A 12,276-nucleotide genomic window follows, 5' to 3' on the forward strand; every position below is an offset into this window, starting at 1 on the left:
TTCGAAAAAAATATTTATAATCTCTAATCAACAGTACATGCACCTCCTGGGGTCAAACATTTGTTTAGAAATTTGTTGTTTTACAGGAGCGAGCTGTAACAATAATACAACATTAAAATAACGCAACGCTACAACCAGGATCTATAAATAAATATTCATTCCGGAAAAAAAGCCCCCTAATATCCGTTAAAATGCATTCAGAAAGGGTGTTTTTACAAAAACGATATCCATACTAAACACCCGATATATTAATCGAATATTAAATTATAAGAATATTTAATTATTTTTTTCAAAAAAAATTTGTCATATTATAATTTTTCATATCTTAGTGATGTATTAATCATAAAAAATTATATCATGAAAAATTTAAAAAAATTAGACAGAGAGCAATTGAAAACTATTTCAGGAGATGGATTCCTTGATCCAATCTTAGGATTAGTAGGTGGTGTATTAGGAGGTGTTGGAACTATCGTTGGCGGTACTATCGGTGCTGTTGGTGGTGCAGTTGGAGGAACTGTTGTTCAAGTGATCAAAAATCTTGAAAACGGACTTTGCCAGGTGCAGTGCGGAATCAACAACGTAGTACACATTACTGTTGTTAGCTGTGGAGCAAACACTTGCAACTAATAAAAAATTAAAGACTAATAACCGCTCCGAAAAGGGCGGTTTTTTTATGCTCAGAAATAAGCAATACAAATCTTGGTCACATTAATCAGCGGGTATAGAACCGGAGATTTACGGACAAACTTTTATTTTAAAAATGGATAGGTAAAAAACAGAATATGAATGATATTCAATAAAAAATGACTCAATATATTCACCAGTATATTGTTTGATCTCTGGTAAATTAAACCATACATAATCCCGGCTATTGCAGCATACAGAACATACAATATTCCACCCGCCCAATGCAACGCTCCAAAGCTTAATCCGGCAATAACAACAGCAATTATCTGACTGTTTTTAATATTCAGCAAAGACAAATGCCTTTGAAAGAAACCTCTGAACAAAACCTCTTCGGCCATGACGACAAACAATACATTATTCAAAGCCCATACAAAGAAATACTGATGAAATTTAATATCAATTCTTACAAAACTAAATAATAGTGTGAGTCCCATCAGCAAAAGAATGGTCATCAAAATCAGAGACCAGCTTTTCTTCAAAGCGGACCTGAAACCAGCTCCAGGCGGTACTACAAATAACAACAGGGTAAGTCCTGCCAACGTTTTATCTATATTAAAGTACATTGTGAAAGGGACACCGTCTTTTGAAACCTGTATTTTGTCGAAAATGAGCACATTATTAAACCCCGGCAACAGATGCTGAAAAATAATAATCGAAACAGCCAGAATTACCAGTGCCAAAGTATGATATAAAAACCTGCTGTATTTCAGGTTCTTTTCCAGAACAGTATACAGATAGACCAAAGCTGCAAACAACGTTATAATTAAAAATCCTGTAACAGATATAAGCTGAGTGAAGATGCTCATCATCAAAACAGAAAATAATACTCCTGTTTTAATGAATTCTTTTCTTTCCATATGGTTGATGATACTTTAATTAAACTAATAACTGCTTGGTTTCTGAAAGTAAAAATAATAATAAAAAAGCCAATTAAGAATTTTCTGTTGGAACTGAATAAAAAAGCTCCTGCAAAATGCAGGAGCAATACCTATTGAGAGCAGTTTTTTTTGATTTATTTATTTTTTAACCAGTTTCAAACTTCCGGCTTTACCGGTACTGGATCTCCATTGAACAATATAAGTACCGCTCAAATGATTTTGAATATCAATAGGAAGCTTTTGTAAACCGGCTTCTAAATCCTTAGAATAAGCATTTATTGTTTTACCATTAATATCTGCTATGTTTATTGAAACTGTTTCCTTACCTGCAGCCGTATAATACAATTCGCTAAGTCCCATGCTTGGATTTGGAGCTATTAGTGGTGTATTTTGAGGGTTTGCTGTTTTTGAAACCGGTATACCACCTCCCGGAATGCATATATTACATTCAAAACGGGTAATTCTCATGAGATATTTATTGGTAGCAATACAGGTAATCGCAACACCGTATCCGAATTGACCGGTATAGTAGGTCACAGGAGGAATTATAGTCTCATCTCCAACATGGGTTCCAAGCTCATAATATCCGCTTTGTAAGGATGGAGTACTAAAAGTTACATTAACATAGGTGACAGGGGCCGGGCTCCCGGGAAGAAGATAGATCACAGGAAAATTATAATCCTTTGAGGAAACAACATCTGGAAGAAAAGTATTTGTTCTTATATTAGAGCCAATTTTTATATCCAGAGTAACATTTGTATGGGCGTGCCCTGGTACGGTTTCACCTATAAAATTGTCATCCCTGGTAAAAGTAATGTTATAGGTATCTCTTACAGGAGCAATTATCTGCGCAATTATCTGACTTTGAAAGAAAGACATAAAGGATAAAAATAGAATTAGTTTTTTCATGCAATTAAATTTAGGTTAGTAAAATATTTTTAATAAAATTGAGATTAAAATAGGGTACAGCCAACAAACAACTAGCAACTGAGCAAACTGGTCTAGTATCTGTCTTGTTTTCCCTAGTAATCGTCTATAACATACTATTAAAAGAAACTCCGATAATGCTCATATTAAAATGATACGACCCATCATCATATCATTCAGTCCGAGCTTTTCAACAAAGTATTTTGAGCTTTCCAGCAAAGTTAAACTCTGATTTCCCCCATAATTTTGTCCATGCAAATAATGATACAAGCATGGAAAAGAAAGAATCAACTGTTTTAGGACCAAGATTAATATTAAATGATTATAAGGGAGCTGATGTAGAAGGAGAGGCCTTTGTAACCGACCATATCTTCAGCTATATCCTGCAGGGAAAACATGAGGTATGGCTTGGCAACAAAAAATATTCGTTTCAACAGGGAGATTTCAGATTCTTCAGAAGGAATCAGCTGGCTAAATACGTTAAAAATACCGGTGCTGATGGCTTTAAATCAATTGCTATCCATATTGACCAAACCACTTTAAAGGAAATGAGTCATCAATATGGGTGGATAGCAGATGAAATGAATTTGTCCGGAGAAGTGCTTTTGATCAGTCCCGACAATCTTCTCAAAGGATTTACAGAATCTCTGATTCCCTATCTGCAGGAGCCTGAAATTGATCATCATATTCTAATGTTAAAAACCCGGGAGCTGATCATGTTACTGATCAAAAACAATCCACAGTTTAAGAATATCCTTTTTGATTTCAGAGAGCCGGGTAAAATTAATCTCGAGGCATTTATGAATAGCCATTACAGATATAATATCAGTATTGAACGTTTTGCCTTTCTTACAGGGAGAAGTCTGGCCGGATTCAAAAGAGATTTCGAGAAGCTTTTTCTGACGAGCCCCCGCAGGTGGCTCGTCAGAAAAAGACTGGAAGATGCTCAATATCAAATAGAGGAAAAAGGAAACAGGCCTTCTGATATATACCTGGATCTGGGATTCGAAGATCTTTCTCATTTTTCATATGCTTATAAAAAAGCGTTTGGCTACGCTCCCAATAAAAAATAATATCAATAAAAACCAATACAATAATAATGGATATACAATTAAAAGGAAAAAGAGCATTAATTACAGGTTCAAGCTCCGGCCTCGGCGAAGCTATTGCAAAAATGCTAGCAAATGAAGGTGCTATGGTAATTATCCATGGCCGTGATAAAAGCCGTGCCGAGAACGTTGCAAAAGCAATAATCGATAAAGGAGGGTCTGCAAAAATTGCTATAGGGGATCTTTCAACTGATGAAGGAGCAGATCAGGTAGCCGCCGAAGCACTCCAGTCTGGAAAGATAGATATCCTGATTAATAATGCAGGTGCAACTTCCCATAAGTCCTGGGGTGAAGCGACAGCCGATGACTGGCTGGATATTTACAATACAAATGTAGTTTCATATGTACGGATGATTCAACGTATTGTGCCACAGATGAAAAATCTGGGTTGGGGAAGGGTAGTCCATATCGGAGGAGGCCTTGGCATACAACCGATTAAAGAGCAGCCTCATTACAATGCAACCCTGGCCGCCCGTCATAATATGTCTGTTTCGCTTGCCAGAACACTAAAAGATACGGGCATCACATCAAATGTGGTGTCGCCGGGTGCCATTATCAATCCAATGGTGGAAGACTGGCTCAAAAATGCAGCCCCGAAATTTAATTGGGGAACAGATATGGAGGAGATCAAGTACAAAGCTGTCCAGGAACTTATTCCGAATGACACAGGAAGGTTTGGTGAACCCGAAGAGATTGCAGGAGCTGTAGTATACCTTTGCAGTCATTTTGCCGACTACATCAGTGGTTCTGTTCTTCGGGTAGACGGCGGTACAATACGTTGCCTGTAAATAATAAAATCCGGCAGACCCAAGTGATCTGCAGGATCAGTAGAATTCATTTGATGCATAATATATCAGTTCTTTTAGACATTTACAGAAAATTATTGAAATAAAAAGGAGATCCAGAGGTCTCCTTTTCTTTATATTTAAAAGCTAATTACCAGCTAGTTCCATTTAAAAAAAAGCCTAATAAACCCCGGATAGGCCTTAGATCAAAAAGGTTTTTTACTTAAAATATTTTTATAAGAGAAAATGAATATTTTTAAATAAATTAGAGCTTTCCACGATACAAGATTTAATCATTCAATCATGAGCCTGAATTTTAAAAACAATACGCTGAAAAAAATACTAATTCCGCTTTTAATAATAGCTTTTTTATTTTTAATTGGTGCCCTTTATCAAAAGAAGGTGCGGTATAATTTAGTCACCATTTCAGAAAACAAGGTGTACAATTCAGGAGTTATTCCTCCTGACAAATTACCGGAGGTATTAAAGAGTCACAATATAAAAACGGTTATTGACCTACGGGATGGCCTGCAGCAAACGGAACTCAACCCGGAAACAAAGAAACAGGTAAATGCGGAAGAAAATGCCGTAGATAAGCTTTCAGGTATTCATTATTTCAATTTGCCCACCGATCAGATTCCCCAGGACAGCACGGTAAAAAAGTTTTTATCTATTATGGATAACCCTAAAAATTATCCTGTTTTGATCCATTGTCATCATGGTGTTGGGCGTTCCCGTTTATTCAGCTCACTGTACAGAATTGAATATGAAAATTTCACTAACGAAGAGGCCAGAGCAAATGCCCGTTTCCTTTGGGAGTTCGGTAGTAATTTCTCTAAAAATTCGGACAAAGGAACTTATCTGTTGAATTACAAGAAAAGAACATCAGGCAAAAAACAGGATTCTTTATAAGAGATAAAATAATATATCCAACAAACTGAATAAAAATTAAATATAATGAAGTACTACCATGTAGATGTTTTCTCAAAAAGAAATTTTCTGGAAACGGATTGACCATTTTTGAGATTAATGAGGAATTTGATAAAAAGAGCATGCATATTCTAACGCAGGAAATGAAGCAATTTGAAAGTATCTTTTATTATAAAATCAATCCGAACACTTTCAGAGCATACATATTTACAGTTGAAGAAGAGCTGGATTTTGCAGGACACCCCATAATCGGCTTGTCTGCAATGCTTCACGATCTTTATTCCCCGGAAAAGGAGAGAAACAGCTGGACTATTGAGCTTAATGAAAAGCCGGTTGTTGTGGAAACAACAAAAAAACCAAACTATTATTCAGCAAGAATGAATCAGGGAATTCCGGAATTTAAAACGGTATTAAGGAAAGAACAAGAAACTGAATTTTTAAGCTATTTAAATCTGAGCATGGAGGACAAATTCGAAGAATTTCCATTTCAGGTGGTTTCTACAGGTTTACCTTACTTAATAGTTCCTGTAAAAGCCAGTGCATTAGGCAAATCAAAAATTATAATTCCTGATTTAGAAGTTAAGCTTAATGAAATTGGTGCCAAATTCATATTTGTTCTGGATGTTGCCGGAAAGCAGGGGAGAACCTGGGATAATCAGGGTTGGGTAGAAGATGTTGCCACAGGAAGCTCAGCTGGTCCTGTAGGTGCCTACTTAGTTGAGAATAAAATTGCAGAAATAAATAACGAAATCATTATTGAGCAGGGGCATTTTTTGGGAAGACCAAGCCAGATTAAAGTTATGGTCACCGGTGAAAATGAACAAATGGATCATGTTTTTGTAGAAGGGGATGTTTGTAAAATCGCACAAGGAGAAGTATTCATCTAACTAAGAGCAAATGTGCTCCTGATATATATTTAAATACTATACAAAAACCAGGCTTACAATAAGCCTGGTTTTTGTATAGTATTTATAACTAACCGTTATGTGATCATTTACGGCATCCCGTAGGTTATGATAGATTAGATTGATTATCTTTGGTTAGTACATAAACAGAAAAGACTACTAAATATTTGAGATAGAACAAAGTAGGGATATTGATAAGTTTAGAATGGTAACATCAGATTTTTAGGATTTTTATTTGAAAAATGCACAATATTTCTGAAATTTAATATTTAAAATCTCAAAACGAATATTAAATAAAACAACTATAATAAATAACAATTATGAAAAAAACAATTACTTTTTTTACTATTATTTTCTCAATAGCTAATATTCAAGCTCAAGAAGATATTGATTTATTGACTTACGAAAACACTCAGGACATTAATTTTTTCAACACTATTAAAAATGGTGCTCAGGTTAAAGAATATATAACGACGAATAAAAATAGTGTGAAAGTTGGTGATACATTAATATTAGGATATCCTACATCTCAAGAACTGAATACAAGAACTTATTCAGGAAGTTATGGAGGTAGAGCAAGAGGAGGTATTTCACAATCAAGAAGTACTTCAAAAAAAACTTATGAATTTATACAAATGGGCAGACCAGCTGGATTTGGAAGTATTATGTCTGCTATGGGTGGTGATGCACAGAATATGGCAGACAACAGTTTAAAGAACACTACAGTTATTGTCAGAGAGATAAAAGCATACCATAGAGGTAGTAAAAACAAGCCTTTGTATGTAGTTATGGTTTTGGGAGAAATAAATGGTCGAGCTTTCGGAATAAATAAATATTTAAGTGTAATGGATACAGAATTAGGAATTGAATCTGGTGAAATTCTTTTAAAAAACAGAAAGATGACTAGAGATGAAGCGATAGCAAAATTAAAGGAAGCAAAAGATCTAGTAGAAATTGATATGATGAGCAAAGAAGAGTTTGACAAATTAAAAACAGAACTCGCACCGATTATCAACAATAAATAAAATTAAACCATACACAACTTTGTATAGTTAAAACAATCAGTCTTTAGTAAGAATTAAAACAAATCGGCTCTGCCAACTTACAGATAAATTTGACAAGGCATTTGACAACACTTCGTTATAGGGAATTATATGAAAGACATAATATATAAATTAAACAAAGAAATAGAAATTGAAAAAATAATAGCCCTATTATTTGATTCTGATTATTTGCCAATTGAAGATATGAATGATAAAATCCGTTTACAAAAAATGTTCACTAATGCAAATCTGATAGTTTCTGCTTGGGATAATACAAAACTTGTTGGAATTGCTCGTTCTTTGTGCGACTTTAGTTATTGTTGCTATCTTTCAGATCTTTGCGTTGACTTACAATATCGAAATCTGAATATTGGAAAAAAATTAATTGAACTCACAAAAGAAAGTGCAGGCAATGAATGCAAACTAATTTTACATTCAAATGCAAATGCATTTAAATTTTATGAAAAAATTGGAATGAAAAATATTTCTGAAGCATTTATAATTCAAAGAAATTATTAAGTATGCTTATTATAAAAAGATACATAAATTTATACTAGCATATACAATTTAACATAATATAAATTATAGGACTTTTTAAATTCATTCCGAATAGGGGTAATTATCCTTCATACGCTGATCTTTCTGTCATCTTTTCAAATACCCGATTCTCAGCCATTACAAATCTTGTCATATGGCAATGCAGATTCTTTATAAACCGTATACCTTTATCCTAACCAAAAAATAAAATCATTATGAAACCTAAAATGATCTGGTCAAATCTGGCCGTAGCCAATCTTGAACGTACCCACAAATTTTATACAGACTTAGGATTTAAACCTAATGGTCCGCACACCTCTGATCAGCTGGTAAGCTTTTTCTTTGGTGACAATGATTTTGTGATCCATTTTTTCCTGAAAAATATCCTGGAGTCCAATCTTAAGCCGTTAGAATTCTGCGACACCCAGAAAGTCCATGAGATTGTTTTTACGCTATCTGCAGAAAGCAAAGATCAGGCAGATGCCTGGGCTAAAGAAGTTGAAAAAGCCGGTGGCACCATTGTTTCGGCGCCTCAAAGTTTCGGAGATCATTACTATGGATTTGTTTTTTCCGATCCTGACGGCCATACCTTTAATGTATTCCATATGTAGTATTCCTGGATTTAATTCTTATATTTGCTGCAATACAATCCAATATGAACCATTCAAGCTGTTTGCCTCCTCCAAGATTTTAATATTTCTAAAGTGTAACTGAAGTATTAACGCCGATAAAATTTTATTGGCTGTTTTCTAATGCTTCAGATTCAATTACTTATTAATTAAAATCTTTGTCTTTACAGAAAGGCAAATTGTCTAATGAAAAAATCATATGTATTATTACATCTGGCCGTTATACTGGCTGGATTTACAGGAATATTCGGAAAACTCATCTCGCTTAACGAAGGTCTTCTGGTCTGGTACCGGCTGTTATTCTCCACTCTCATTTTATTTGTGATTCTCAAATCGCTGAGAATCCCTTATATGATTTCAACCCGGGGAAAATTCCATATAGCCAAAGTTGGAATACTGATTACCTTGCATTGGTTATTTTTTTACGCAAGTATCAAATACGCTAATATCTCCATAGGTGTAGTGTGTTATTGTCTGACCAGTTTCTTTACAGCAATATTCAAACCTGTCATCGATAAAGAACCGTTTAAAATTTCTGAGCTGTTGCTGAGTTTATTAACGGTTTTTGGGATCAGTCTGATTTTTCATTTTGATACATCGTATCAATTAGGAATTGGTTTGGGTGTTATTTCATCCGCTATTGGCGCTTTGTATACCATTTTCAACAAGCGCCTGGTTCAACATTATGACACCAAAGTCATTAATTACTACCAGATGCTTAGTGGAACTGTTTGCCTGGGAGCTGTCCTACCGGTTTATCTTTATTTTTTCCCAGTAGAAAGTGTGATTCCCGGAATGAAAGATATCGGTAATCTGATGATCCTGGCTCTTTTTTGTACAGTGGGTCTCTATGTTATATTTGCAGAGGTTTTAAAAAAGATCCCTGCATTTACAGTGAACTTAACCTTCAATCTAGAGCCTGTTTATGCAATTATCATGGCCTTTTTATTCTTTAATGAAAGCAAACAGGTAAATCATTCATTCTATATTGGACTTTCTCTGATTATTACTTCTGTTGTATTACAGACCTTCATTTCGATCAGGAAAAAATAATATATACAAAACCCTCTTCCTTTATGGTAAGAGGGTTTTAAAATTAATTTAAATCACAAAATAGTGATAATTAATTATTATACATGCTTTTCAATCTTACTCTGTTTATCCGTACTATATCCTTATTCTTGATCTTATGCTTCTTTTGCAGTGGCCCTTGCAGGATATGTATTGCTTCTTCCTTGATCAATTGGTTCAGTTTATTTGTCGAAAGCTGTAAGCATTTTTTTATAACAGATGAAAATTTAAGATTAAAATCAAAAGGATATTTAATTTCAAAGGTTATGATATCATGGTCACCATTCAGAATATCTTCTGCTGAAACCTTTTCATACTCCAGCTCATACCGGACACTCTCAAAATCCAGTTCAACATTATTTTTCCGTGCTGTTTCCCTGGAAAACGCGTAATCCCAGGCTGTCTTTGTACAATTCTCCGAAAACTTATTAAAAAGATTTTTATCTATGTTTTCTGGTTTTATACGGGAAAAAATCGTCATATTATAAGAGCTCCCACATTTTAAACAGTTGTAAATTAACCATATATCAATATTCTTTTTTTGAGCGTTCATCCTGAACTTCTCACTGCAATAAAATCTATCGCTGCTGCAATGACTGCATTTTCTTTTTAAAAAGGGAGTATTCATTATTTTTACCTCCCAAATATATTGTATCATTTAAAGTATGCTTATTATTCTTCATTAATTTTGGGATATCATTTAATAATATTATAGTCTTGATCCATAAGATGATCAGGACACTGTAGAAATAATTCATGCAATTGCCTTTGTAAGCAACCCAATAAATAATATGATTAAATGAAAAACCTGTTCGGGTATAGAATTACCCAAATAAAGAAATAATCAGCCTGTGGTTTGTGAGGCCGATTTTAAGCTACTATAAGTTTAAGAATAGTTCTCAATGATCGTTGATTTGTGATATAAATATAATCAATCTCTTGTAAACAGCGATTATTTGATCGTTTTTTATTCGTTACAATTGCTTTTTGAGAATAATATGATTTTTCCTAACCTTTACAACTACCCTGTCTCCGGGCTCAAAGCCGCAATCCAATGCTTTACAAAAGATTTATATAAAACAATTTCAATTTTTTTTGTAAAATATTTGCGTAGCTAAATAACTTCATATATATTTGTAGTCAAATAACTACACGATGAATTTAAGAAGAGATGTATTCCAGGCAATAGCAGATCCTACCCGAAGATCTATTTTGATGTTGGTGGCGGCCCAATCAATGACCGCAGGAGCCATTGCTTCTAATTTTGATACTGCCCGCCCTACTGTTTCGAAGCATTTACAGATCCTTACGGAATGTGAACTTTTAACCCAGGAACAAAACGGCCGCGAAATGATATACCACCTAAATCCCAATAAAATGAAAGAAATAGCCGATTTTATAGAACCCTTCCGCAAAATGTGGGATGAGAAATTCAATAAGCTGGAAAGCGTGATGAAAGCATATCAAAACATAAGTAGTAAGTAATGGGCAATGAATAATTACACCTAACAACTCTTACTCTCCCCCTCTCAAACACCAAAACCCTCAAACCAAAAACATGGAACTAAAAACAAAAATTCACGCCGAAGACGGCAAGCAGGAAATCTTCATCACCAGGGAATTTGATCTTCCTGTCCATCTTCTCTTTAAAGCTTACACAGAACCCGAATTGGTAGAACAATGGATGGGAACTAAAGTGGTAAAAATGGAAAATAAGCAACATGGCGGCTACCGTTTTGAAACCTCAAACCCGCAGGGCGACGTAGTCTTCAGTGCCAACGGAACGATCCATGAGATCATTCCCGATCAGAAAATAATCCGGACCTTTCAAATGGAAAATACACCCTTCCCCGCTCAGATCGAGTTTTTAGAGTTTGAAAAATTAACTGACACAACCAGCAAAATTACCATCCAAACCATCTATAAATCCGTAGACTTCAGGGACCAGCACCTGAAATTACCATTTGCCCAGGGAATCAATATGGCCCATAATCGACTTCAGGAAGTGGTTAAGGGAATTGAGAAATTAGAAATTAGAGATTAGAAGTTAGAGGAAAATAACCATTTCATTTTTTAACCCCGGAATTCGAATCCTGCAAACCTCACCCTCACACACTCAAACCCTCCCACTCTCAAACCCTAAAACTCTCCCACTCTAAACCCTATAACACAAAACACCATGAATCCAAAAACAGACTTTTTCTTTAACGAATCCGGCCAATGGCAAAAAGAATTTAAAAAATTAAGAATCATTGCTTTAAGTACCGAACTTGTAGAAGATTTAAAATGGGGATGTCCCTGTTATACCTATGAAGGGAAAAATATTTTTTTGATCCACGGGTTCAAAGACTATTGCGCCCTACTCTTTTTTAAAGGTGCTTTAATGAAGGATCCTGATAACATTCTGATCCAACAGACGGAAAATGTACAGGCCGCAAGACAAATCCGCTTTACAGATCTGGAACAGATTAATGACCTTGAAAAAATTCTTCGGGAATACATATTTGAGGCTGTTGAAATTGAAGAATCGGGAATTAAAGTTGAAATGAAAAAGACCAAAGAATTCGAAGTGGTGGAAGAATTTCAACAGAAGCTGGATAAAGATCCTGTTTTAAAACAAGCCTTTGAATCCTTAACACCGGGAAGACAAAGGGCCTACCTACTCCATTTTTCCTCTGCTAAACAAAGTAAAACCCGTGAATCAAGAATTGAAAAATGCATTCCTCAAATTCTTGACGGTAAAGGAATTAACGACTAATCACAAAAAAATTATAC

15 protein-coding genes are annotated in these 12,276 nt (G+C 34.8%); 12 read left to right on the top strand and 3 right to left on the bottom strand.

The window, feature by feature from the left end; translation table 11 throughout:
• Nucleotides 1-357 precede the first annotated feature (357 nt).
• On the top strand, nucleotides 358-627 hold the full coding sequence (locus tag MTQ00_RS06005) for a bacteriocin-like protein (RefSeq protein ID WP_273648121.1): 270 nt from the start codon (nucleotides 358-360) through the stop codon (nucleotides 625-627).
• A 122-nt stretch (nucleotides 628-749) separates the two neighbouring features.
• On the opposite strand, the gene MTQ00_RS06010 is transcribed toward MTQ00_RS06005, so the two are convergent.
• Together MTQ00_RS06010 and MTQ00_RS06015 are read right to left on the bottom strand one after the other, a co-directional pair.
• Complete coding sequence (locus tag MTQ00_RS06010) at nucleotides 750-1,544, bottom strand: CPBP family intramembrane glutamic endopeptidase (protein ID WP_273648122.1); 795 nt, start codon at nucleotides 1,542-1,544, stop codon at nucleotides 750-752.
• A 159-nt stretch (nucleotides 1,545-1,703) separates the two neighbouring features.
• Entirely contained in the window at nucleotides 1,704-2,474 is a 771-nt protein-coding gene (locus tag MTQ00_RS06015) for a T9SS type A sorting domain-containing protein (protein ID WP_273648123.1), read from the bottom strand.
• Between the two features lie 290 nt (nucleotides 2,475-2,764).
• Here MTQ00_RS06015 and MTQ00_RS06020 point away from each other — a divergent pair, with 290 nt between their 5' ends.
• The 8 genes from MTQ00_RS06020 to MTQ00_RS06055 all read left to right on the top strand — a co-directional run bounded on the left by MTQ00_RS06020 (nucleotide 2,765) and on the right by MTQ00_RS06055 (nucleotide 9,483).
• A complete protein-coding gene (locus MTQ00_RS06020) occupies nucleotides 2,765-3,565 on the top strand; it encodes a helix-turn-helix domain-containing protein (RefSeq protein WP_273648124.1) in 801 nt (266 codons plus the stop codon).
• Nucleotides 3,566-3,591: 26 nt separating this feature from the next.
• A complete protein-coding gene (locus MTQ00_RS06025; RefSeq protein WP_273648125.1) occupies nucleotides 3,592-4,389 on the top strand; it encodes an SDR family NAD(P)-dependent oxidoreductase in 798 nt (265 codons plus the stop codon).
• A gap of 300 nt (nucleotides 4,390-4,689) precedes the next feature.
• The gene (locus MTQ00_RS06030; RefSeq protein WP_273648126.1) at nucleotides 4,690-5,298 is read left to right on the top strand and encodes a dual specificity protein phosphatase family protein; all 609 of its coding nucleotides are present in this window, start codon (nucleotides 4,690-4,692) and stop codon (nucleotides 5,296-5,298) included.
• Between the two features lie 35 nt (nucleotides 5,299-5,333).
• The gene (locus MTQ00_RS06035; protein WP_273651047.1) at nucleotides 5,334-6,203 is read left to right on the top strand and encodes a PhzF family phenazine biosynthesis protein; all 870 of its coding nucleotides are present in this window, start codon (nucleotides 5,334-5,336) and stop codon (nucleotides 6,201-6,203) included.
• Between the two features lie 338 nt (nucleotides 6,204-6,541).
• Nucleotides 6,542-7,246, top strand: a complete 705-nt coding sequence (locus MTQ00_RS06040; RefSeq protein ID WP_273648127.1) for a hypothetical protein — start codon at nucleotides 6,542-6,544, stop codon at nucleotides 7,244-7,246.
• Between the two features lie 129 nt (nucleotides 7,247-7,375).
• Nucleotides 7,376-7,783, top strand: coding sequence for a GNAT family N-acetyltransferase (locus MTQ00_RS06045; RefSeq protein ID WP_273648128.1), 408 nt, complete (start codon nucleotides 7,376-7,378; stop codon nucleotides 7,781-7,783).
• Between the two features lie 233 nt (nucleotides 7,784-8,016).
• On the top strand, nucleotides 8,017-8,412 hold the full coding sequence (locus MTQ00_RS06050; RefSeq protein WP_273648129.1) for a VOC family protein: 396 nt from the start codon (nucleotides 8,017-8,019) through the stop codon (nucleotides 8,410-8,412).
• 204 nt (nucleotides 8,413-8,616) lie between these two features.
• Nucleotides 8,617-9,483, top strand: coding sequence for a DMT family transporter (locus tag MTQ00_RS06055; protein ID WP_273648130.1), 867 nt, complete (start codon nucleotides 8,617-8,619; stop codon nucleotides 9,481-9,483).
• Between the two features lie 70 nt (nucleotides 9,484-9,553).
• On the opposite strand, the gene MTQ00_RS06060 is transcribed toward MTQ00_RS06055, so the two are convergent.
• Nucleotides 9,554-10,159 carry a DUF1062 domain-containing protein gene (locus MTQ00_RS06060; protein ID WP_306612447.1) on the bottom strand — a complete coding sequence of 202 codons (606 nt, stop codon included), beginning with the start codon at nucleotides 10,157-10,159 and terminating at the stop codon, nucleotides 9,554-9,556.
• Nucleotides 10,160-10,656: 497 nt separating this feature from the next.
• Here MTQ00_RS06060 and MTQ00_RS06065 point away from each other — a divergent pair, with 497 nt between their 5' ends.
• The 3 genes from MTQ00_RS06065 to MTQ00_RS06075 all read left to right on the top strand — a co-directional run bounded on the left by MTQ00_RS06065 (nucleotide 10,657) and on the right by MTQ00_RS06075 (nucleotide 12,259).
• Complete coding sequence (locus MTQ00_RS06065; protein ID WP_172282498.1) at nucleotides 10,657-10,986, top strand: ArsR/SmtB family transcription factor; 330 nt, start codon at nucleotides 10,657-10,659, stop codon at nucleotides 10,984-10,986.
• A 73-nt stretch (nucleotides 10,987-11,059) separates the two neighbouring features.
• Nucleotides 11,060-11,545: an SRPBCC domain-containing protein gene (locus tag MTQ00_RS06070; RefSeq protein ID WP_273648131.1), complete on the top strand. Its 486-nt coding sequence runs from the start codon at nucleotides 11,060-11,062 to the stop codon at nucleotides 11,543-11,545.
• A gap of 135 nt (nucleotides 11,546-11,680) precedes the next feature.
• Nucleotides 11,681-12,259: a YdeI/OmpD-associated family protein gene (locus MTQ00_RS06075; RefSeq protein WP_273648132.1), complete on the top strand. Its 579-nt coding sequence runs from the start codon at nucleotides 11,681-11,683 to the stop codon at nucleotides 12,257-12,259.
• Nucleotides 12,260-12,276 lie beyond the last annotated feature (17 nt).

Source organism: Chryseobacterium sp. B21-037, assembly GCF_028570785.1.
GTDB classification, from domain to species: Bacteria; Bacteroidota; Bacteroidia; order Flavobacteriales; family Weeksellaceae; genus Chryseobacterium; species Chryseobacterium proteolyticum.